General features: G+C 69.4%; 19 protein-coding genes and 1 tRNA gene. 10 read left to right on the forward strand and 10 right to left on the reverse strand.

From position 1 onward, the window contains the following. Positions 1 to 65: 65 nt before the first annotated feature. The 3 genes from cmk (at position 66) to GA0070621_RS04595 (ending at position 2363) form a co-directional block, all read left to right on the forward strand. A complete protein-coding gene (gene cmk / locus GA0070621_RS04585; protein ID WP_091191846.1) occupies positions 66 to 746 on the forward strand; it encodes a (d)CMP kinase in 681 nt (226 codons plus the stop codon). Then, positions 743 to 2149, forward strand: a complete 1407-nt coding sequence (der, locus tag GA0070621_RS04590; protein ID WP_091191848.1) for a ribosome biogenesis GTPase Der — start codon at positions 743 to 745, stop codon at positions 2147 to 2149. The genes cmk and der overlap by 4 nt, the downstream gene beginning before the upstream one ends. Positions 2150 to 2289: 140 nt before the next feature. After that, positions 2290 to 2363, forward strand: a tRNA-Pro gene (locus GA0070621_RS04595). A gap of 113 nt (positions 2364 to 2476) precedes the next feature. On the opposite strand, the gene GA0070621_RS04600 is transcribed toward GA0070621_RS04595, so the two are convergent. From GA0070621_RS04600 to GA0070621_RS29350, 3 genes are all read right to left on the reverse strand, one after another. Next, entirely contained in the window at positions 2477 to 3658 is a 1182-nt protein-coding gene (locus GA0070621_RS04600) for a tyrosine-type recombinase/integrase (RefSeq protein WP_091191850.1), read from the reverse strand. A gap of 460 nt (positions 3659 to 4118) precedes the next feature. After that, entirely contained in the window at positions 4119 to 4370 is a 252-nt protein-coding gene (locus GA0070621_RS04610; protein ID WP_091201997.1) for a helix-turn-helix transcriptional regulator, read from the reverse strand. 508 nt (positions 4371 to 4878) lie between these two features. Beyond that, positions 4879 to 5007, reverse strand: coding sequence for a transposase (locus tag GA0070621_RS29350; protein WP_157739815.1), 129 nt, complete (start codon positions 5005 to 5007; stop codon positions 4879 to 4881). Positions 5008 to 5166: 159 nt separating this feature from the next. Here GA0070621_RS29350 and GA0070621_RS04615 point away from each other — a divergent pair, with 159 nt between their 5' ends. The 3 genes from GA0070621_RS04615 (at position 5167) to GA0070621_RS04625 (ending at position 7837) form a co-directional block, all read left to right on the forward strand. Next, a complete protein-coding gene (locus GA0070621_RS04615; RefSeq protein WP_091191853.1) occupies positions 5167 to 6108 on the forward strand; it encodes a hypothetical protein in 942 nt (313 codons plus the stop codon). 139 nt (positions 6109 to 6247) lie between these two features. Then, complete coding sequence (locus GA0070621_RS04620; protein WP_157739816.1) at positions 6248 to 6877, forward strand: hypothetical protein; 630 nt, start codon at positions 6248 to 6250, stop codon at positions 6875 to 6877. A gap of 120 nt (positions 6878 to 6997) precedes the next feature. Then, complete coding sequence (locus GA0070621_RS04625; protein ID WP_091191856.1) at positions 6998 to 7837, forward strand: RNA polymerase sigma factor; 840 nt, start codon at positions 6998 to 7000, stop codon at positions 7835 to 7837. A gap of 707 nt (positions 7838 to 8544) precedes the next feature. Here GA0070621_RS04625 and GA0070621_RS04635 read toward each other — a convergent pair. From GA0070621_RS04635 to istA, 3 genes are all read right to left on the reverse strand, one after another. Beyond that, on the reverse strand, positions 8545 to 9168 hold the full coding sequence (locus tag GA0070621_RS04635; protein WP_091201999.1) for an endonuclease domain-containing protein: 624 nt from the start codon (positions 9166 to 9168) through the stop codon (positions 8545 to 8547). A gap of 246 nt (positions 9169 to 9414) precedes the next feature. Next, complete coding sequence (gene istB, locus GA0070621_RS04640; RefSeq protein WP_091191858.1) at positions 9415 to 10209, reverse strand: IS21-like element helper ATPase IstB; 795 nt, start codon at positions 10207 to 10209, stop codon at positions 9415 to 9417. Beyond that, the gene (gene istA / locus GA0070621_RS04645) at positions 10210 to 11490 is read right to left on the reverse strand and encodes an IS21 family transposase (protein WP_157739817.1); all 1281 of its coding nucleotides are present in this window, start codon (positions 11488 to 11490) and stop codon (positions 10210 to 10212) included. A 259-nt stretch (positions 11491 to 11749) separates the two neighbouring features. Between istA and GA0070621_RS04650 the strand changes: the two genes are divergently transcribed. The 4 genes from GA0070621_RS04650 to GA0070621_RS04665 all read left to right on the forward strand — a co-directional run bounded on the left by GA0070621_RS04650 (position 11750) and on the right by GA0070621_RS04665 (position 15270). Beyond that, positions 11750 to 12166, forward strand: a complete 417-nt coding sequence (locus GA0070621_RS04650) for a hypothetical protein (RefSeq protein WP_157739818.1) — start codon at positions 11750 to 11752, stop codon at positions 12164 to 12166. A gap of 95 nt (positions 12167 to 12261) precedes the next feature. Then, positions 12262 to 13599: a relaxase gene (locus GA0070621_RS04655; protein WP_167666585.1), complete on the forward strand. Its 1338-nt coding sequence runs from the start codon at positions 12262 to 12264 to the stop codon at positions 13597 to 13599. A gap of 49 nt (positions 13600 to 13648) precedes the next feature. Continuing rightward, positions 13649 to 14764, forward strand: coding sequence for a hypothetical protein (locus GA0070621_RS04660; protein WP_091191866.1), 1116 nt, complete (start codon positions 13649 to 13651; stop codon positions 14762 to 14764). Further along, positions 14761 to 15270 carry a DUF4913 domain-containing protein gene (locus GA0070621_RS04665; protein ID WP_091191867.1) on the forward strand — a complete coding sequence of 170 codons (510 nt, stop codon included), beginning with the start codon at positions 14761 to 14763 and terminating at the stop codon, positions 15268 to 15270. Before GA0070621_RS04660 ends, GA0070621_RS04665 begins: the two co-directional genes overlap by 4 nt. 358 nt (positions 15271 to 15628) lie before the next feature. Here the strand turns inward: GA0070621_RS04665 and GA0070621_RS29790 are convergent, their stop codons facing one another. From GA0070621_RS29790 to GA0070621_RS04690, 4 genes are all read right to left on the reverse strand, one after another. Next, positions 15629 to 16399, reverse strand: a complete 771-nt coding sequence (locus tag GA0070621_RS29790; RefSeq protein ID WP_167666586.1) for an SHOCT domain-containing protein — start codon at positions 16397 to 16399, stop codon at positions 15629 to 15631. A 910-nt stretch (positions 16400 to 17309) separates the two neighbouring features. Further along, complete coding sequence (locus tag GA0070621_RS04680; protein WP_167666587.1) at positions 17310 to 18425, reverse strand: toprim domain-containing protein; 1116 nt, start codon at positions 18423 to 18425, stop codon at positions 17310 to 17312. 54 nt (positions 18426 to 18479) lie between these two features. After that, positions 18480 to 20312, reverse strand: a complete 1833-nt coding sequence (locus GA0070621_RS04685) for a type IV secretory system conjugative DNA transfer family protein (RefSeq protein WP_167666588.1) — start codon at positions 20310 to 20312, stop codon at positions 18480 to 18482. Further along, positions 20309 to 21751, reverse strand: coding sequence for a hypothetical protein (locus GA0070621_RS04690; protein WP_091191872.1), 1443 nt, complete (start codon positions 21749 to 21751; stop codon positions 20309 to 20311). Before GA0070621_RS04690 ends, GA0070621_RS04685 begins: the two co-directional genes overlap by 4 nt. Positions 21752 to 21768: the final 17 nt, after the last annotated feature.

Below are 21768 nucleotides of genomic sequence, written 5' to 3' on the forward strand. Positions count from 1 at the left end.
GGACAACCGCTCAACGGCGCCGGACCCACCGGCGACCGGCGAGGTACGGGCTGAGGAGGCACACGGTGGGGGAGAACGAACGGACCGGGCGGTGCGTGGTCGCGGTGGACGGGCCATCCGGTTCGGGCAAGTCCACCGTCTCGCGGCGGCTAGCCGTCGACGTCGGGGCCCGCTACCTCGACACCGGCGCGATGTACCGGGCGCTCACCTGGGCGGTGCTGCGCTCCGGCGTCGACCTGACCGACACCGAGTCGGTGGCCAAGGTCGCCAGCGAGGTCGACCTGCACATCGGGACCGACCCCCAGGGGTACGGCGTGACCGCTGACGGCGTCGACGTGGCCAAGGAGATCCGCGGTCCCGAGGTGACCACCGCGGTCTCCGCCGTGGCCGCCGTATCGGCCGTACGCGAGCTGCTGGTCGCCCGGCAGCGCCAGATGATCGCGAACGCCGGCCGGATCGTGGTCGAGGGTCGCGACATCGGCTCGGTGGTGGCCCCGGACGCCGACCTGAAGGTCTACCTGACCGCCTCGGAGACGGCCCGCGCCCAGCGGCGCAGCGCCGAGGACGCCGCCGACGTCGCCGCGACCGCCGCCGACCTGGCCCGCCGCGACAAGCTCGACTCGACCCGCAAGGTCGACCCGCTCCAGCAGGCCCCGGACGCGGTCGTGCTGGACACCACCGAACTGGGCATCGACGAGGTCGTCGCCCGGCTGCGCGAGATGCTCACCGAGCGGGGTGTGGCGTGACCGAGACGAGTGACGGCTGGGTCGAGCTGCGCGATCCGGAGTTCGACGCCGAGGAGCAGGCCGGCCCGCAGCCGGTGGTGGCCGTGGTCGGCCGCCCCAACGTGGGCAAGTCGACGCTGGTCAACCGGATCATCGGCCGCCGGCAGGCGGTCGTCGAGGACATTCCCGGCGTGACCCGCGACCGGGTCCCGTACGACGCTCAGTGGAACGGCCGGGCGTTCACCGTGGTGGACACCGGCGGCTGGGAACCCGACGCGAAGGACCGGGCCGCGGCGATCGCCGCGCAGGCCGAGGCCGCCGTCACCACCGCCGACGTGGTGCTCTTCGTGGTCGACGCGACGGTCGGCTCGACCGATGTGGACGAGGCCGCGGTGAAGATGCTGCGCCGCAGCGCCAAGCCGGTCATCCTGGTGGGGAACAAGGCCGACAACGCCGCCGTCGAGATGGAGGCGACCGCGCTGTGGTCGCTCGGCCTCGGTGAGCCGTACCCGGTGTCGGCGCTGCACGGGCGCGGCTCCGGCGACCTGCTCGACGCCATCATGGACGCCCTGCCCGAGGCCCCAAAGGTGGTGGAGCACCGGCCCCGCGGCCCGCGCCGGGTGGCCCTGGTGGGCCGGCCCAACGTCGGCAAGTCCAGCCTGCTCAACCGTTTCTCCGGTGAGGAGCGGGCGGTGGTCGACTCGGTCGCCGGCACCACCGTCGACCCGGTCGACAGCCTGGCGGAGATCGGCGGGGAAACCTGGCAGCTGGTGGACACCGCCGGCCTGCGCAAGCGGGTGGGCAAGGCCAGCGGCACCGAGTACTACGCCAGCCTGCGTACCGCCTCGGCGATCGAGGCGGCCGAGGTGGCGGTGGTGCTGCTCGACGCCAGCGAGGTGATCAGCGAGCAGGACCAGCGGATCCTCACCATGGTCGTGGAGGCCGGCCGGGCCCTGGTCATCGCGTTCAACAAGTGGGACCTGGTCGACGCCGACCGCCGCTACTACCTGGACAAGGAGATCGACCGGGAACTGCGCCGCATCCCCTGGGCGATCCGGCTCAACCTGTCGGCGAAGACCGGCCGGGCGGTCGACAAGCTTGCCCCGGCCCTGCGTAAGGCCCTGGCGAGCTGGGAGACGCGGATCCCCACCGCGCAGCTCAACCAGTGGCTCACCGCCCTGGTCCAGGCCACCCCGCACCCGGTACGCGGCGGTCGCGCGCCGCGCATCCTCTTCGCCACCCAGGCCGGGGTGGCCCCGCCGCGCTTCGTGCTGTTCACCACCGGTCCGCTGGACGCCGGCTACCAGCGCTTCGTCGAGCGCAAGCTCCGTGAGGAGTTCGGCTACGAGGGCAGCCCGATCGAGATCTCGGTACGCCCTCGCAAGAAGGTCGGTCCGGGCGGGCGCGGCAAGGCCCACGGCTGACCCTGGTCACCTCCCCCGCCGGGCAGGGCCGGCCTGGGCCGTCACCGAGGCCGCCGCGCGGCGGGGGAGGGGCCTGTGCGCGGTACGAAGATCCTGCGCTAAGCTGTACCGGCTGCCGCAGGGGAGACCCGGCGGGGCATCGGGACGTGGCGCAGTTTGGTAGCGCACTTGACTGGGGGTCAAGGGGTCGTCGGTTCAAATCCGGCCGTCCCGACAGAGTTTCAGCAGGTCAAGGCCTTGATTCACTTCGGTGAGTCGGGGCCTTCTTGCTGTTCCGTCTCACAATTCATCACGTACGCCCGTACTGCTGAATTTCGGGCGTAGGAGTCACCCGAACAGCCCGGATTCGAGGTGCTCGGCTGCCACCTTCAGGTGGCTGCTGTCGGGGTGGACGTAGACCCGTTTGGCGAGCGTGCCGCCGTCGGCGTGGCCGGCCCAGGCGGCCAGCACGACGTCGGGCACACCGGCGGCGGCGAGGTAGGTCAGGCATGCGTGCCGCGCGTCGTACGGCCGAACCTTGCGGACACCGACCTTGGCCATCAGCTCGTACACCCGGCGGCGGAGCCAGTCGGTGCGTTGCGGCTGGCCGAGTTCGTTGACCAGGACGTAGCCGCTGTCGACGTAGGCGTTGCCGGCCTTCAGACGCTCCTTCTTCTGCAGGGTGTGGAACGCCTTCAGCGCCTTCGTTACCGTTGCCGGCATCGGCAGGCCGCGCTTGCCGGCCACCGACTTGGCCTCCTTCTCCTCGATCTCGCCGTCGACGAGCGTCCGGGTGTTCTCCCCGGCCGCGATCGTGCCGGCCTCGAAGTCGACATCGGACCAGCGCAGCCCGCACACCTCGGCGGGTCGTAGGCCCATCAGCGACAGCAAGCAGACGGCGTACAGGCGTTCGCCCGTGATGCCGGTCAGGAACGTCTTCACCTCCTCCTGGGTCCAGGGCTTGCGCTCAGCCTGTGCCTCGGCTGCGGCCTTCGCGGCAGCCCTGGGGATGGTGACGAACGCTGCGACGTTGCGGACCACGAGTTGGCGGCGAACCGCCACGTTCAGCGCGGTCCGGAGGCGGCCGAGCGTCAGGCGCACCGATCGGACACCCAAGCCCGTTCCCGGTTTGCCGCCGCGTTTCCGGCCCTCCGTCAGCATCCAGTCGACCAACGCCTCGATGTCGGCCTCGGTGATGTCTTGGAGTGGCTGTCCGCCGAGACGCGCCCGGACCGGCAGGAGCGCGTCCCGGTAGTTGGCGGCGGTGGCCTTCTCCACGTCACGGGTGGCCGACGTCAACCACTCGTCGAGGAACTCGTCCACCGTGATCTTGCCGGGTTTGACGTACGTGCCGCGGTCGGTCTCGTGCTTGATCCGGGCGTATTCGGCCCTGGCTTCCTTTCTGGTGTCGAAGGTGTAGGTCCGCTGGTCCCGGCGTCCGTCCGGCTTGCGCCCGACGTCGATGACGAAGCGGTAGCGGGTCTTGCCGCTGCGAAGGATGATCTTCTTGATCGGGTCCGACGTACTCACGCTGGTCGTGCTCCTTTCGTTGGGGGATGCGCTGGTGCTCTGGCGTCAACGCCTGACACACCGGCCGGTCACGAGGTAATGGTACCTTCTTTTGGTACCTATTTTCGGTACAGATTTGTCCGTGCGGTGGCGGATGGTGGTGGGCGATGTGGAATGTGGGAACCTCGACTCGTCATCCAGCCGTTCGAGCCGCTCGCCAAGGAGTTGAGGCATGCCGCGACAGCGTCCTGTCGCCGATAACCTGCCACCGTTGCCTGCGCGAGAGAAGCGGGATCAGCAGGTCAAGATCCGGCTCATGCCTTCGGAGATAGAGAGGCTGGCGGTGTTGCGGCCTGACCTCACGCCATCCGGGATTCTCGCGTTGCTCGTCGACGACGTGCTCGCTGGGCGGTATCGGCCGGCGTGGGCTGCCGCTGCACCCGATGATGCTGAAGCGGGCGGGCCCCAGCGGTCGGCGTAGTCACCTGTCCGTCCGGTCTGGATGATTCTCGCGGTCGGTCTTCTGCCGTTCGATGCCAATGAGCTTGAGCAGGTCCGCCGTGCGGACGCGGTAGGAGGTTCCGATCCGAAGGACTGGGCACGGGAAGGTCCCGCTCTTCGCCAAGTCGTAGGCCTTCGTGCGGCCCACGCCGAGAGCGCGAGCGGCGGTCGCGAGATCGACCACCGCGGGTAGTTGGAGTAGCTCGTCCCGGTTGAGAGCGCTGGCGATCATCACCCTGCTCCTTAGGTCGAGGGGAGCGGACGCCGGGGGCGTCCGGCTGGAGAGGCACGGTTCGACATGCCTCGACATGACCATCCGCTCCGGGCGTTGCCCGCGGCGCTACCCGTCTCCTACGACATGACTCAGAACGTTGGTAACGCCTCGTTCTCCGAAGCACCCGTCGCCGTATGCCATCAGCGAACGCTTTGATGGCGCCGCAGCCGACGGGGCCGACTCGCTTCATGTGAGGTCGGCAACTGGTCACGCCCGGTAGGTGATCCCGTGGCCCGTGCGGCGCATCTAGCGGCGGGGGTGCCACCGGCGGACCGAGCGTAGCGAGGCCCCACTTGCCGCCGGGCGAGCTTGCGGTACGCCCTCCAGGTGCAGGCCTGGGCGATCCGCTGATGGGCGAGGGTCGGGATCGCGAGGGCGGGGGCCCTCGCACCGGTGCAGGCTGGGCGGTTGCCCTGCGCCGGTGCGGGGTGGCACAGCCCGTCCCGGGCGAGCATGGCCAGGCCGATTAGAGCGTGTGGTTGTGGAATCCGAACGCGATGTGGGCGGTCAGCCGCAGCTTGGTGTTGACGGTCTCGACAAGGGCGGTGGACAGCCAGTGCTCAATGCTGATCTCGACGGCGGTGCGGTGACGCACGACGTGACCGGGGGGTGCGGCTGCTGGACGTTAGCCAGTCCGTCCTTGGGTGCCAATGCCCGATGCAGACGGGGATGGGTGCGTTCAATGCGGTCCAGCTGAGGCTCTTGGGCGGTGCTGGTCGGCAGACGCGTCTGCTACATGAGAGACAATCGCTGAATGCCCTCACTTCCGCCGCCACAGGACCGAGACCTTCCACTGTTTGTCTACGGCTCGCTGAAGCCCGGAGAGCTGGCCTTCGGTCTGATTGAGCCGTTTGTCAACGGCACCCGGCCCATTGAGGCCACCGTTGCCGGTCTGATCAGGCTGCGTGATGGACTGCCGTTGTTCGATCCCTCGGCTACCGGGCGTGTCCGCGGCTTTCTTCTCTTCTTCAGTGCGAGCAAGGCCGATGAGGCCTGGAACATCGTGGCCGACTTTGAGCCAGGCACCCAGTACAGCTGGGAGACGACCGAGGCCGTGACTGAAGATGGCCGGAGCGTCATGGCCAACGTTCTTGCCGGCGCGAAGCTGCAGCACGGGGTTTCTGGAGATCCAGTACCGGAATGGTCCGCCGGTCATGATCCGGTTCTTGGTGAGGGACTGGCCGAGGCCCGGCGGCTCGTGTTGGAGGCAGCGCCGCAGGGCGTGCGGGCGCAACCGGACGGCCCCGAGTTCTGGCGTCAGTTCTTCCGCCTGCAGGCGTCCTACCTCCTGCTGTGGAGCGTCGTGGAACGATATACAGCGCTCCGCTACGGGCCAGCGCTAGAGCCCGGGCCCCGGGTTCGCCGGCTAGGCGACGACCCTGCGTTCCAAGCTGCCCTCAAGACCGTGGGCGCCAAGCACGGCAGTGTGGTGGACAGCAGAGATCCCACCGACACGATCAAGTTGAGGCCGGACGGCACCGGTGGCGCCCGCTATTACTACCAAGTCCGCTCGAACCTGTCTCATCGGGGAAAGGGCGCGTTTCGGGATGCACGCCTGGTGCTGAAGGCGGTTGTCGAACTGCATGACGCAATGCTGGTTTTGCTGGCCCAGCATGTTCCGATCGCCGTGGATTCTGGTCTGGGTGAGGTTCGTTTGCGGCACCTGCTGCCTGCTGGGGTGACGGAGCGCTGGTGACCGGTAGGTCTCTGAACACCAGCACGACGGAGGTGAGACTTGGCCATCGATACGGCAACCCACCTCTAAGTAAGCATCGATCGGCAAGCGGAGCGCCCGATCCGAGAACATGTCGTACGGTGTGCCTACCGTGGCGTGCGTGATCTCTGACTTCACCGCCGCATGGGTGCCGTACCAGCCGTTCCGAGAGTTCGCCACCGCTGCAGCGGTGGCGATGCGCTGGGCGGAGGGCCAGGCCGCGCAGCGCCTGCTGTCCGCCGTCCTGGTCACAGACCGTAAGGGCGAGTACCACGGCGAAGCGCTATTCGAGCCGTACCTGAAGGGCCGGCATGCCTCGCCGCGATCTCCGCGCGTCGACGTGTGCCCCGGGGCGGTGATCGCGCACGCGCCCACGCCAGAGGCGCTGGCGGTGGCGACGCGGCTGGCGCGCGGCAACGCCCTGGTCGTGGTGGAGCATCCGAGTCCATGGCGGTTGGCAGGCTGGGCCGGCGCCGTCGGCGCGCTCGACCTTGACACCGGCGAGACCACCGTGCTGGACCTGCGGCTTCGCGAGTGCCTGGACGAGCTGGTGCGCTACGGCAACAACGGTTACGCCCGCGGGTACGGTCGCGACGGAGCCCACCGGGTGCTGGCCGACATGGCCGCTGGCGGGCTGCTCGAACGCGACGTCGTGCTCAGCGCGCTCAGCGCCTACGAGGTCTCCCCGCGCGCCCAGCTGGTCATCGCCGGTCTAATCGACAAGGTTACGACGATGACCACTCACCAATGACCTGCGGGAACCTCCCCTAAAAAATCTTGGAGAAAGAGTGGCGGGTAATCGGACCGGCCGCACATAGGAGAGGACGTCCGGTGAGTCCTTCAGCGGACGCACCGCACCGAGAAGGGCGCCATGCACCCGGAAGCCGACGAGCCGACGGACGATGTGGCGGGATCGGGACTACAACGGGAGCCGACCCGCCGCAACATCGCTGTCCCCGCTTCCTGGCTTGCCGACTTCGCTGGTACCCGCGAGGACCATGACCTCGACGAAACCGTCCGCGCTCTGCGCCGACGTGAGCGTCTGGCCGAGGACGCCGACTTGGTCGCCTGGCTGCGTCGGTACAACTTCACCGGTCGCGACTACGACCTGTTCGCCACCGAGCTGGCCCGCTACGGGTACGCCGTCATGGTGGCTTGGATCCGCCAAGGCGCCATCTTTGGCAAATGCCGTGAGCGCGGTGCTGGCCTGCCCGAGCCGCCGCTCGGGGCACTCAGCCGCCCTGACGTCGCCGAGGAACTCGCCAACGAGACCGTGGCCAAGGCGCTGCGCTCCTTTCGCGACACCGTGCTGATCCCCGGTCGGTGGAACGCGGATCGCGGCGCCTCGCTCAAGACGTTCTTCATCGGCCAGTGCCTGATCCGTTTCCCGAACATCTACCGCGCCTGGCTGAACAACGAGGTGCACCACGATGTGCTCGTCGACGAGCTCACCCTCTTCGACCGCCCCGCCAGCGGCGGCCCGCCCGCCGACCCGGCCCAACTCGCCGTGCTCCGCCAAGAGGTGGACGTTCTGCTGACCGGCGCCCCGCCCCGCACCCGCACCATGCTGACGCTCATTCTTGCCGGCTACACCCAGGCGGACGTCGCCAGCCTGCTCGGCCTCACCGAGAATGCCGTACAGAAAGCCTTGTCCTACTACCGCACCCGCCTGACCGGCCCACAACCCGCCCATATCCGAAGGGGGGCATGAACGCCCATGCCGCAGCCCACCCCGCACCACCGCCCGCGGCCCTCCGCGGCGACCGCGAAGTCGTCAGAGTCCACGATCCAGGCCAAGATTGAGCGCTCCTCGCTCGGCACCGCCGACGCCCGTGCCATGCGTGCCCGCACTTCCACCGCGACCGCCCGCGCCATCGTCGCCCGGGCGGCCGGAGCGGCTCCGCGTACTCCTCACAGCAATATCGGCCGAAAGACCGGCCAAAAGAGTGGCGGGTAATCGGCCGAACGGCACATATGCCTACGGCAAGAGTGGTCCAACCGAGACCGCACTACCAAGGGAGATGATCCACATGGCTCGAGGCGGCTCCCGCACCGTGGCCCGCAGCGCCAGCACAGGTCGGTTCGTCCGCAGCAGCACGGCGGCTCGGTCGCCGCGGACCACCACGACCGAACGCGTCGGACGCGGGACGAGTAACACCCGCACCGTCAACCGCAGCGCCAGCACCGGCCGATTCGTGACGGCGGCCACTGCGGCCCGGCACCCGGGGACCACGATCACCCAGCGAGTCTGACGCGACCCGGCATCGTGAGCCCTCTCCCCACCCGGGAGAGGGCTTACGATGCTTACGCCGGTGTGGCGCCGACGTCAGATAGATTGAGATCCCTTGGGGAACGCATCGATCCGACCCTTAGCTCAGGGTCGGGGCGATGCCGACTTTTTCGGGGCCGACCCATGGCTCATAGCTCGTTGTCGACGAAGTTCAACCCGAGCTCGTTGGCCCTTGTCCGCTGTTGCTCGGTCCGTCGAATGATCTCGTCCCACACCGGCTCACGGAGGGCGATCGCCGTTGCGATCCATCCGCCCGCGCCTTGAGGGTCGCCGGTGCAGTGGTAGCAGCGGCAGTCCACCTCATCCCTGATCCGCCGGTCGCGATGGATGCGCCCACTGGCAGCGAACCTGTTCGCCTCCCAGGGATCGATTCCGGCCTGTGTCAGGTAGATGCGGGCAGCTTCGATCCACCGCCTCGACGACAGCATCGCGTTGCCATGCAGCTCGACCAAACCGAGGTTCCCGTTACAGCCGGCGCACAGAAGTCCCCGTACGCACCGACCGCACGAATCTCGTCCCGGGCAGCACAAGTGGTCGTGGTCGACCGGCAGGGGCACCAGTCCGATCGGGTGGCGCCATGCCGGGCCGCCACAGATTCCGCACCCGCCGCCCTGCGCCCGCAGGAACTCCCGGTACCGAACTGCGGTAATCCGGTGCCGTAGCAGCGCCTTTTTCGGTGCCTCCAGGCAGCACACCTCGGAGGTGAGGTGAGCGGGGATTAGCCCGAGCGAACGGGCGTCGACGAAGGCCACACGCCGGATTATGACGGCCGGGTATGTCACCGAACGGGCCGCTCTCGGTGGTCCTGGCTAGCCAAGAGCGGCCCCTGGCCTCTCCCGTCAGGCGGCACCAGAAGGCGAACTTCACACCTAGGCATTACCGACGTGATGGGCCGCGACCAGACCGTCGGGGCGGGCCGCCAACCCAGCTGTCAACGGCGGACCGGAACTGACCCCCTAACGACGGATTGGGATTGACCCCCCGGAGGTCGTTTCGTGCTACTTGTCGCGGTCTTTGGTGAGGAGTTCTCGGCGGGCTTTGGTGCGGTAGGACTCGCCTGCGAGGGTGAGGACTTCGGCGTGGTGCACGAGGCGGTCGATCATCGCGGCGGCGACGACTTCGTCGCCGAAGACCTCGCCCCACCGCCCGAACGGCAGGTTCGAGGTGACGAGGATGGAGCCGGTCTCGTAGCGAGATGCGACGAGCTGGAAGAACAGGTTCGCCGCATCGGTGTCGAAGGGGATGTAGCCGACTTCGTCGACGATGATGAGCTTGTAGCGGCGGATCTTCTTCAGCTCGGCTTCCAGGGCACCGGCGTGGTGGGCGCGGGCGAGGCGGTCGATCCAGTTCGTCGCGGTGTCGAACAGGACCGAGTAGCCGGACTGGGCGGCCTTGATCCCGAGCCCGATCGCCAGGTGGGTCTTGCCCAGGCCGGGCGGGCCGAGGAGGATCACGTTCTCCGCCTTCGGGATGAACGTCGCCGTGGACAGGTGCGCGAGCACGTCCTTGCGGAGGCTCGGCAGGTGGTCGAGGTTGAAGTCCTCCAGGGTCTTGATCGCCGGGAAGTGCGCGGTGCGGATCCGCATCGTCGTGCCGGCGGACTCTCGGTCGGCGACTTGCCGTTCCAACACGACGGCGAGGTACTCCTCGTGCGACCAGTTCGCCTCCCTGGCCTGGTCGGCCAGGGTCTCCCAGGTCCGCCCGATCGTGGGCGTCTTGAGGACTCTGGTGAGGTAGGCGAGCTTGGATCCCAGCCCGTCCGGCGCCGGGCTGCTCTTCGTTGTCGTGGTCATCTACTTCCCTTCGGCTGCGCTTTTCTGAACCGCCTCGAGGTCGGGGCGGGGGTCGAAGTCCACGCCGAACAGGGCGTCGTAGTCCGGCAAGGCACGGATCGCCACGACGTGCCCATCAGCGTGCGAACGAGTCGAGACCTGCCGCCGGCGGGCGGCCAAGTCCTGGCGCAGCAGCCGGGCGGTGGCCTGATGCTCGGGATCCGTGATCGTGCGGGCGTGGCCCCAGTCGCGGTCGTGATCAGCCACGACCTGCCCGGCGCACGAGGCCACCATCCGGGTGGGGGTGGCGAGCACGTCGACGAACCTGCCGATGCACCGAGGGTCCACGGAGTAGTCGTTGCCGTCGATACGCACGTAGTAGTCCCGCCCCAACCGCACCCGATGCGTGAGCCCGATCGCCGGCGCCACCGGCGGCAGAGCCACCATCGCGGCCCGGTCCGCCGCCCACCTGGCCGTGGGCGTCGTCGAGCCGATCGCGCGCAGGACGCGCGTGTTCGCGCTCTGCACGAGCCAGTCGCCGATCTGGGCGTTGAAGTCGAACGGCGAGGTGAACACGCGCCCGGGCAGGAACGAGGTCTCGAAGAACCCGTTGCGCCGCTCGACCAGCCCCTTGAACTCCGGATCCCGGGGTGGGGCCAGGCGAATGCGCACCCCGATCGTCCCGGCGAACGACGCCGCCTCCGTCGTGAGCTTCCCGGTGCCGCCGATCGCGGCCTCCCGGTCCCAGACCAAGGTCCGTGGACTGGCGCCCCACCCGGCGACGATCTCCCACATCCCCGCCAGGATGTCTCCGGCCTTGCGACTGGGAATCATGACTGCGTCCGTGACTCGCGAGTACCCGCAGGTCATCGCGAGCACCGGCAGGATCCGCTCAGCCCCGCCGCCAACCGGGATCGGCTGGGGTGGGAACCACAGGTCGCACTGGGCGACCTCGCCCGGGTCGTACTCGACTCGGTCGGTCGGGTCCGGTGGAACGAACAACGGGCGCAGCTCCCGGACCCGGTCTTTGAGGATCGTCAGCGACTTTGTCCACCCGATCCGCTCAGCGATCACCGTCGCAGGCATCCGCGGGAACTCCGCGAGCAACGCCCGGATCTGCGGCTCGACCTCGTCCACCAGCGAACCACGAGGGCCGCGCTCACGCGACGGCGGCGCCTCAGCCCGAAGCGCCGAACGGACCGTGTTACGCGCCAAACCCAGCCGACGCGCGATCTCCTTGATCGGAACACCCTCAGCCCGATGCAGCCGACGGATCTCAGCCCAGTCTTCCAATGCGATCACCCCTCCAGCCTCGGAGGGGTCAGTCCCAATCCGCCGCTAGAGGGTCAGTCTCAGCGCGTCGTCGACACCAGCCGCATCCTGCAACCGGCAAGGCCCTTGCTAGGAGCAAGATATGGCCATTGCTTATCAATCTGCGACCGGGCGCGGTCGCAGATTGGCAATGGGAGGGCGGGCGATGTCCGCCATGCCGGTCGGGCACGGCGTTGGTAGCCGCTGGCGCTGCCGCCGCCGGCAACGCCGGGGGCGCACAGTGGCGACGATGGACAGCGACGAGCCCGCCCCGCCTCGCATGGTCCGGCATCGCACCCACAGCCGGCCGGCTCGCCCGCACGCGGTGTTGCTCAGGCTGTCCGATGAGGAGAAGGCGGCGATTGACAGGGCGGCGGCCGCCGCGCGGCTGACCCCGACCGGCTACGCCGCGAAGGCCGCCGTCGCCGCAGCTTCTGCCGGGAAGGCACCCGCTGGCCCGACTGACGATCTGCGCGATCTGCAGCACGAGTTGTTCGCCGCGCGCCGCGCTGTGGCGATGTTCGGTAACAACGTCAACCAGGCCGCGGCGGCCTTCAACGCCACCGGTCTGCTGCCCGATTGGGCTGCCGAGGCCGTCCGGCTGTGCGCGGCCGCCGTGGCCCGGCTCGACGAGGTGATCTCCCTGATCGACAGGAGGCTACGGTGATCACACGGGTGCACCGGCGCGGATCGCGAGTCGGCGGGCTGCTGCGCTACCTGTGGGGCCCGGGCAAGGCGGAGGAACACGTCAACCCTCACCTGGTGGCCGCCTGGGACGGCGCGGGCCCCCTGGCCGACCTGGAGCCCGAAGTTACCGCCACGGGCAGGCGAGATTTCCGTGGGCTGACGGCGTTGCTGGAACAGCCGGTTCGCGCCGGCTACCGGCCGCCGAAGAAGTTCGTGTGGCATGCCAGCATGCGGCTGGCGCCCGAGGACCGGCATCGTAGTATCAGCGACACGACCTGGGCGAGCATGGTGGAGCAGATGCTCACCGAGGTCGGCGTCGCCACCACCGCCACCGATCCGGGCCTGCGGTGGATCGCCATGCGGCACGCCGACGACCACGTGCACATCGTCGCCACGCTCGTCAGGGAGGACGGCCGCACCAACTGGCTGCGCAACGACTACCCGCGCTGCGTCAAGGCCACCTACAACGTGGCTCGCCGCTACAACCTGCACCGCCGGGTCCCGCCGGCGGATCGCACCGCTCATCGTCGTCCCCACCCGGTCGAGGTCAGCAAAGCCCGTCGTACCGGCCGCGCTCAGACGCCGCGTGATGAGCTGCGCCGGCGCGTGCGAGCGGCCGTGGCCGCCGCTGGATCGGAGGAGGAGTTCTTCGCCCGGCTGCGCGAGGCAGGAGTGCTGGTGCGGGTCCGGCACAGCAGCACCGATCCCGAGCAGATCACCGGGTACGCAGTGGCACTCCCCGGCGGACACACAGCGGACGGGCAACCGGTGTACTTCGGCGGGGGCCGGTTGGCGCCCGACATGACGTTGTCGAAGCTGCGCCTGCGGTGGGGCACTCCGAAGCCGCTGTCGGCGCCGACCGTGGGCCGGGCTGAACGGGTCGAGGCGATGCGCCAGGCGGCCGCCGCAGTCACCGCGGCCGCCGAGGAAATTCGCCGGGAGGCCCGTACCGCGCCCGGCCGGGCGCAGGCGACCGCGGTCGCTGCGGCTGATCTGCTCACCAGCCTGGCGTACGCGGTGGAGGGCGACCGGCGCGGGCAGCTGCACCGGGCAGCCGAAGTGTTCGACCGGGCGGCCCGGGACCTGTACGGGCGGGTACGTCGAGCCACCAGCCGTTCCCAGGAGTTGCGGGCCATGTCGCGTCTGGTAGCGCTGATGGGTCGCATCTCCGGCGACGACGACGCGGTCGCCGCCCTCGCGCTGGTGATGGACCTGGCCCGGCTCGCCGACGCCCTCGAGGATCTGCGGCAGGCCCAGCAGCGCCTACATCAAGCCGAGGCGGCCCGGGCCGTAGCCGGCGCGCTGCAGGTGGTAGCGGCTGGTCGGCAACAGGTGGTAGCGCCGCCGCTAACTCCCACGCCAACACCCGAACCGACAGTGGGAGGCGGCCGGCGTGCCGCGCGCGGCCGCTGAGCAAACAGGGGAGGTGCACGTGCCGCGCCCGGAGCAACACGAAGACCCGATGACCGAGACCCGCCAACAGTTCCTGCAAGGGCTGGCAACGATGGCGACCGTCGGCGAGGCCGGCGCCCGCTGGGCCGCCGTCGGCATCCAGAACAAGGCCGCCGAACGGGAACGCGACGCCCGGCGTGAACAGGCCGCCGCGACGGCCCGCCGCGAAGCCGACCGGCTGGCCGCCAAGGTACGCGCGGAGCGGGAACGCATGGCGGCGTCGCTGGACGGCGATTGGCTGGTCAACCAGGCCACCTTCGCCGAAGCCGCCGCCGTCTGGCGTACCGCGACGATCCACGCCAGCAGCGACCCGGTAGCCCGGCGGGCGGCAGAGTTCGCCGAGCAACGGCTACGGCGGATCCGCCCGGACCTGATGGCCGCCTATGAGCGCCATCGGCAGGCAGGGGTGCCGCTTCCCGAGGCGATGCGTGCCGCCGCGCGGGAGGTGTGGGAGCGCGATGCCCGCGCCAGCCACCGTCCGCATGGCGGCGCTCGGGCGCACGGCGGCACACCCGACCGGCCGAGGATCACCCCGGACGGTCCAGTCGCACTGCCACCGAGCGGCAGAGGGATGGTCGACGACTTCGACGCCGCCGTTCGGCAGGAGGCGATGAAACTGGCCGAGCACGTCCGGCCGGAGGCCCTCGACGAGCTACAGCGCCAGTGGCGCGCCACGGGCAAGCTCCCAGCGGGCGATCCGGTGCAGTTGCTCCGCGACCTCGCGGCGGAGATGAACGAGGCCATCAGGGCCGGCGAAGCCGACGGGCGGCAGGTCGAGGCGATCCGCCTCGCCCAGAACCACGTGGAGGAGGCTCTGGCCCGGGATCTGCAAGGCCGGGCGGCTGCCGAACGCGGCCAGGGGGTCCGCGACGCCGGGACGGTCGACAACCCCCGCACCCCGGGCGACGAATACGCGGCCGGGCAGGCGGCAAGCGTGCTTCATGACGACAACGCCGATCGCACCGTTGCCACCGCGGCTGCCGTCCGCCACGCCGAACCTGCCCCGATGCCGGCCTGGGCTCAAGCTTTCCCGAAGCTTCGCGTGGCCCAGGTCAGCCCGGCGGTCGCCGGGAAGCAACCCGCCCCGGCGATCAGCGCTGTGCCGGCCCGAGGCAGGCCACGATGACGACCGCCGCGTCGCAGCGGACCCGCACGGTCGCCGCTGCCCAACTTGAGGAACTGGCCGCGGAGGTAGCGAAACTGGCGGCGCAGGTCGCCGACCTGCAGCAGATCCAGGTCGAACGCACCCAGGACGGCGACAGGAAGGACCAGCCACCGCTGTACTCGACGGTCGAGGAATGGGTGACCAAGTACCTGTTGCCCACCTTCCCACGCCCCGTCGGCGAGGTCGGCCTGACCCGCTGGCACTGGTGCGAGCAGTGGTGGCGCCACGACGAAGCCGTGACCCGGCTGACGGCCCTGTGGTACGGCTGGGAACAGGCCCGCCTGCAGATGACCGGCATGCTGCCCTGGCTTCGAGAACTCGACCACCAACTGCCCATCCTGTGCGGCGACGACGGACCTTTCCGCAACTGCGCTGCAGGCGGCGAACTCGGCGAGAAACGACACCGCTCATCGCCGGAGGTACCAGCCCAGCCTGCACCAGACAACTGGTGGAGGTGGTGGGACTAACCACCGCTTTTGACACCAGAAGCGGCCATGCCCGGAGGGCAAGAACGGTAGGGGCAGACGGCAGTTCGTGCCCGCCGTTCCGTGGATGATGTTTCCCGCTACGGCAGGTCCACCCATCCGCGTACGCAGCGCTTCTTCTTTCGGTCACTGCAGGTCGGGCGCACGCTGCCCTCACGGGCTTTGTCGTGACCGATCCGCATGGTGAGCTCCCTCCAGCCCGTCGGCTACGCCAAGCGGCATCGACTCGAGCGTGTGAAGAACCTAGCGACCAAAGATCGTTAGTACTGCTACGGCGGATCTCCATCTTGAACGGTCCGTCCACGTTCGTGTTCGGAGCGAAGACTGGCTTGCTCGAGTGTCAGAGGCGCCCGAGCAACTCAGCCTTCTTCGCCGCGAACTCCTCATCCGTGAGGATGCCGGCGTCGTGGAGCGAGGCGAGCTTTTCAATCTGCCCAACGACATCCGGCTGAGCCGCGGCCACGGCCGGCGTCCCCGGCGTGCCTCGCTGGATCACCGAGGAGGCGAGGTCCAAGATCTTGTCGGTCACGCCGGGCTGCGCCTGAAGCTCCGAAGACTTGGCCTGCGCGGAGGCTTCGGTGACGACCTGCCGGCCCTGGAGCAATACGGAGAAGACCGTGAACAGCTTCTCCGGCAACTCGAGGACGGACTGATCGCCGTCGGCCCAGTTCACGCGGACTATCCGCGGGGGCTTCATGGCAGCCCCGAGGCTGGCGCCGACAGCCTTGCCGATCCTCCCGGGCAGAGCAGCCGTCGCGGCAGCCCGGCCCATGGCGCCGACGACACCTTCCTGGCCCGGAAGTTCCTCCCACTCGAGCACGGTCTCGGCGTTGAGCTTGTACCGCTTGAAGGGGTTGTACGGGTGCGGGATGACGAGTCCGCCCTGGCCTGAGTCAACGCTGGCGCCCGTCAGGCGGCCACCTACCACGCGTCCCTGGTTCGTCACGTGCGAACCGTAGATCAACGCTTTGGCCCACGCAATCGTCGTGCGGATGAAATCGACCTCGCCTGTCGGCTCGAAACACCCGAAGCTGCCAACCGCCGTAGCAGTGCCAGTGAGGCACCGCCTCGGACCGCCCAGCCGGGTGGTTGAGCTGGTCTTTTCAGTCACTGGCGTCGCATCATCGCATCCATAGCCGCAACTGTGGAGGCGGTCATGGCTGCGCATGTGGTGACGGTCAACGAGGTGCTCGACGGTCATGTGGCGTTGGATATCCAGTGCCTGGACCGCATCTACCTCAACGCGTACGTGCCGAAGTTGCAGACCAGCTAGCAGGTCGTGGCGTTCCTGTCCGGACACCTCGGGTTCCCATTCCCCCGCCCGGCGCTGTTCAACCAGATCGGGCAGCGGTTCCGCCGGGCGGTGGCCTCCTACGCCGAGGCCATCGACATCCCGTGGGTCAGGTTCGGCAAGGGCGACGACAAAGCTCACGGTGATGCGTCCCCACCTTGCCCGCCAGGCTGCCACCGGCCGGTCCGAGGTGGCCGCGGTCGGGGTGGCGCAGGAGTTCCAACGGGTGTGGGCCGCCATAAAGGGCACAACCTCCACCGGCACGCCGCGGTGGTCGTTCTGCAAGGCCGACCACAGGGTGACCTGCTACTACTTCTACCTGTGGGACGACGACTTCGGACCCGCGTTCGTCAAGGTGTGCGCCTACTTCCCCTACCCGGGCAAGATCTGGATCAACGGGCACGAGTGGGCCAAACGCCAAGCCAGCAAAGCCGGCATCGGGTTCACCGAACTGTCCAACGGGTTCGCCGCGCCTGCGACCAACCCCAAGCGGCATCCGCATCGCCATCTTCTACACCGAGATCTACAACCGGCTCCTGGTCCCGCTCACCGCCGCCGACCAGCCCCGAGCCCCACCAGCCCTACGAGCCGCGCCGACCACCAGCACCCGCCACGTCGACGACTACGCAACCCGCGCCCGCCTTCCACACGCCGCGTGAAACTTGACACAAGATTGAAGAACCTAGCGACCAAAGATCGCTAGGCGCCAACGATCATCTGGGCCTGCACGTCAAGCCGTACCTGGCTGTCCACTGGTGTCGGGCCGCAGGTGGTGTATCACCTGTTCCAGGTGCGCGAGTGCGGCGATCGCGACAGTGTCGACCCCGGCCCCGGTCTGGGCGACGATGCGTCGGGCCACCCGGATTGCCTCATCCGGGCTCGCCGCCTCAAACAGCAGCGGCGCCAGAAGGCGCACCGCTGCGCACCTGCCGTCGATGTCCTCGAGCAGCCGGGGATGCCGCTCGACGAGCCGAGCGAGGCGGTGGTCGACCACCCTGTCGAGCATGGGTTGTGCCTGCCGTCGCAGGGCAGCACGCAGCTGGGCCTTGCCGTTGGGGCGACACAGCAGGTCTCCCGGGTCGGCGCCGACGCTGAAATCGGCCGCCAGCAGCGGGCCGAGCGGGCGTGGGTGCCGGAGCAGTTGCCACGCGCGGTCCAGCGCAGCGTGGCCCGCCGGGTCCGCATCGAATGCAGCGATCAAGCCCTGCGTGGCGCCGGGCAGTTGCCGCAGGATCGTGGCCTGGGTGTCGGTCAGCGTGGTGCCGCACGGTGCGAGAGCGAACGCTCCGGTCCGACCCGACCGGGAGTAGGACAGCCACACCGCGAGGACATCGGCAGGTCCTTCGACCAGCACCGGAGTCCACCGTGCGGCGATACGGTCCTGCTGCTCCGCAACACCGAACAGCAGTTGGCCCTTGTCGTAGATCGCAGTCTCAGGGCTGTTGATGTACTTGGGTACGTCCTCGTCAACGACAGGGCTGGAGCGGCCAAGGAAGGCCACGGTGTGCCCGGCCGGGTCACGGACCGGGAACATGATCCGGTCCCGGAACATGTCTATGAGCCGGTCCGGGTCGTCGCGGGTGCGGGTCGCCAATCCCGCGCCAACCAGCTCCTCCGCCGTGAACTCGCTGGCGCGTAGGTGGCGCGTCAGCGAGTTCCAGCCTGGTGGGGCGTATCCGATCCGCCAGGGCCACTCCCGGTGTACGAGGACTCCGAGTCCGCGTTCGGCGAGGTAGGCACGGGGGCCGTCGGCGTGTTCGAGTTGGGCGCGGTAGTACGTCACCGCGGCGTCGATGGCCGCCAGCAGCCGCCGGGGCTCGGTCCCGGTGCCGCGTACCGAAGGCATCGGGTGATTGAGTCGAGGTTTGCCCATGGCCTACCCCTGATATCCAAGCTAGCTTCAGCCGGCAGATCCGCGCCAGGAGCGCTGCGTCATGCGTTCCCGGCGCGCGGCGCGGGTGCGCTGCGCCTGGCGGGTCATCTCGGCGGTGGAAGCAGCGACGGCCGTTGTGAGCTGCTCTGCGAGCGGTTCGTCGTACCAGGGCAGCAGGTTGAGCATGGCCACTTTGACGCCGGTGGCGAAGAGCAGTGCCGAGCCCTTCGGTAGCGCCCGGATGTGTGCGGGGTCGAGGATGCGCTGTCGGCGCACCGAGGTCTGGTACGAGGTGTGTCCCCGTCCGTCGCGCGAGTGGGAGGCGACGGTGACGTCGTGCTCGCCGACGAGCCGGGACAGGTCCTCGGCGAAGCGGGCGTCGTCGATGCCGGCGCCGACCAGCTTGACCGTGGCCGCCGACCAGAGCGCGTCCATGCCCTGTTCGCCCCAGACGCGTGTGCCTTGGCGGTAGGACTGCAGGATGGTCAGCGGGATGATCGCTCGGCTGCCGAAGTGGCTGTACAGCTCTGGTAGGTCCGCGATTTTGCAGATGTTCGCGGCCTCGTCGAGGCAGGCGATCAGCGGCGGGTCGAGCCGGCCGCCGTGCGCCTCGGCGGCCGCCACGGCGGCGCGTAGCACCTGGTCGGTGAGGCCGGCGACCAGCGGGGCGGCCGCACCCGCGCCGTCTTTGGACATCAGGTAGAGGGTGTCGGTGCTCTCGACGAACGCCTCGACGTCCAGGGCGGGTAGCGGTAGGTCCGGTGGCGTGACCCAGGCCATGATGGTCGGGTTGGCCAGGCATGCTGCGGCGGTGCGTGCGGTCTCGTAGAGCCCTTCGCGGGTCTCCGGTGCGCCGGCTTGGCGGCCGGACATGGCCCGGGCGGAGGCGCCGAACCCGTGGTTCTTGAGGATCGTCGCCGGTTCGCGGGAGGTGGAGTCCGATAGCCACGCCTGCACTGTGGCCAGCGTGCGGCCCTCCAGGGCTGCGGCCAGGATGAGCGAGGTGAGCAGGTCCAATGCTCCCTGGATCCAGAAGTCGTCGCTGCCCTGGGAGTTGCGGACCTGCTGGACGAAGTGGTTGGCCAGCCGGTGGGCGTCCTCGACGTCTTCGACGGCGGCGAGTGGGTTCCACCACCAGCGCTGCGGCACGTGGGCGATGGATTGCGGGTCGAACACCCACGCGGTGCCGTGCTCGGCCCGGGCGGCCGCCGTGGTGGCCCACAGGTCGGGCTTGTTGCTGGTGGCCAGGGCCGCCCCGGGGGCGTTGAGGATGGACTGCACGGCCAGTGCGGTCGTTTTGCCGGCGCGTGGAGCCATCACTGCGAGGATGACGTCCTCCCAGGAGGAGTAGAGCCGGGGACCGGAGCCGCGGCGTCGCCGGTGTTCGCCGAGGACCACGCCGATCGACGCGGCCGGGATGTCCTTGACCGGCAGCTTCGCCAGGCCGCGACGCAACCGCCGGGCCTTGGCCGCCACGGCGGGCAGGGTCATCGGTCGTACGTCGGCCGGGCCGGCCAGCGACGGCAGCGGATCCTCGGCGTCGGGCTTGCGCCCCTGCCACCAGGTGGCGGCGAGGGTGACCAGGCCGACCAGGATCAGCAGCAGTACGGCGTAGACGACCCCGACGGCGGTCGGGGACACCCCGGGCCACAGCGCCGGCCAGTCGGCGCGCAGCAGCCGATCAAGGTACAGCGAGCCGAAGCCCGGCCCGGCCGGTTGCCCGGTCACAGTGGCGGTGATCTGGCCGGCCAGCCAGGACAGCCACATCAGGGCGACGACCGCCCAGACCAGCCCGAGCGCCAGGAATGGGGTGAGGGGGCCGCCGGCGGTGCCGCGCGGTTCGACGGGCCGGGTGTTCACGGCTGGGCCTGCCGGATCGCGGTGTCGGTGTCGTAGAGCTCCCACTCGTCGCCGACCAGGGTCAGTGCCACCGGCAGCCCGTTGCGTTCACCGGTCTTGATCAGGTACTTGCCCCGGCCCGGATGCACAGAGCCGGCGAACCATGCTTCCGGCGCGGCCCAGGACGCCACCAGTTCCCGCTCCGGCCCGGACAGTTTGATCACCTCGTTGACCCGGGTCAGCTCCCGAGGCGGCAGCCCGGCGAGGATCTTGATGGCGGACCGTTCGATGAATCCCTGCGCTTTGGCCCGGTCCTCGGGCGTAGGTAGTGCGTCGAGGTCGGCCAGGGAGTGGGTGACCATCACGCTGGCCATGCCTCGCTGTCGGTTGAGCCGGGTGAGCGCGTCGGCGTGCTCGACCAGGCCGGACGCGCCGCGCAGGGCCCGCCACAGCTCGTCCATCACGCCGAGGTACTGCCGGCGCGGCGCCAAGCCCTGGTCGGCCAGCACCGATGCGGCGTCGACCATGCCGAAGCCGTACGCCCAGGTGCACAGCATCGCGGCGGCCACCAGCTGGTCACCGGCGGCGGCGACCTGGGAGATGTCGACGCTCACGGCGGGGGCATCGAGGTCCAGCGGCCTGGTCGTCGGGCCGTCGAAGACTCCGCGCAGGCTGCCCTCGCACAGCAGCGCCAGGGTCGGCACGAGCTGGTCGACGCGGCGGCGGTACTCGCCGTCGGTGCGGGCCCGGGCCGCGGTCAGGAGCTCGTCGGCGCCGGCTTCGACCAGGCGCAGTACGTCGGGCACGGTTGGATCCTGGTCGAGCCGTTCGGCGAGTACGTCGATCGCGCGGCCCAGGATGATCTCCTCGGTGTTGTTCAGCGGCTGCCCGCGTACCAGGGCGCACAGGGCCAGCAGCAGGGACATGCGCCGGCCCCGGATTTCCAGGCGTAGCTGCCGGGCGTCGGCGCTGCCCATTCGGGCGAGCGCGCTGCCCAGCGGGCCGGAGTCCAGCGGGTTGAGTCGGTCCAGGCCCCGGCCGATCCGGATGACCTGCCCGCCAAGGTGTTCGACGAGGCGGGTGTAGTCGGGCTTGGTGTCGCCGAGGATGAGGGCGCTGGTGCCGAACCCGGTCATGCCGGTGATGAGCCGTTTGACCACGGTGGACTTGCCGACGCCGGGCTGGCCGAGGACGAACACGCCCGGGTTGGTGATCAGTCCTTCGCGTAGCCATTCGAGTGGGTCGAGGCAGACGACTTCGCCCCACAGCATGTGCCGGCCGATTGGCACTCCGATGGTGGGTGCTCCGGAGCCGGCGACGAACGGGTAGAGGCCGCAGAGCTGGACGGTGGTGCCCTGGTATTCCATGCTGGGGGCGATGTGGCTGGCTCGGCCGGTGCCGGGGGCGCGTACACCCCATGCCGGCGCCAGCCGGGCCGTGTCGACGGCGGTTGTCTTCATCGGTTCCTCCTGATCAC

The sequence above is a fragment of the Micromonospora narathiwatensis genome (genome assembly GCF_900089605.1).
Taxonomy (GTDB): domain Bacteria; phylum Actinomycetota; class Actinomycetes; order Mycobacteriales; family Micromonosporaceae; genus Micromonospora; species Micromonospora narathiwatensis.

Bases quoted from the DNA above. Each gene is read 5' to 3' on its own strand.
- GA0070621_RS04610 (WP_091201997.1), bottom strand. From the start codon at position 4,370: ATGATCGCCAGCGCTCTCAACCGGGACGAGCTACTCCAACTACCCGCG.
- GA0070621_RS04615 (WP_091191853.1), top strand. From the start codon at position 5,167: ATGCCCTCACTTCCGCCGCCACAGGACCGAGACCTTCCACTGTTTGTC.
- GA0070621_RS04625 (WP_091191856.1), top strand. From the start codon at position 6,998: ATGCACCCGGAAGCCGACGAGCCGACGGACGATGTGGCGGGATCGGGA.
- istB (WP_091191858.1), bottom strand. From the start codon at position 10,209: ATGACCACGACAACGAAGAGCAGCCCGGCGCCGGACGGGCTGGGATCC.
- GA0070621_RS04650 (WP_157739818.1), top strand. From the start codon at position 11,750: ATGGACAGCGACGAGCCCGCCCCGCCTCGCATGGTCCGGCATCGCACC.
- GA0070621_RS04660 (WP_091191866.1), top strand. From the start codon at position 13,649: ATGACCGAGACCCGCCAACAGTTCCTGCAAGGGCTGGCAACGATGGCG.
- GA0070621_RS04665 (WP_091191867.1), top strand. From the start codon at position 14,761: ATGACGACCGCCGCGTCGCAGCGGACCCGCACGGTCGCCGCTGCCCAA.
- GA0070621_RS04680 (WP_167666587.1), bottom strand. From the start codon at position 18,425: ATGCCTTCGGTACGCGGCACCGGGACCGAGCCCCGGCGGCTGCTGGCG.
- GA0070621_RS04690 (WP_091191872.1), bottom strand. From the start codon at position 21,751: ATGAAGACAACCGCCGTCGACACGGCCCGGCTGGCGCCGGCATGGGGT.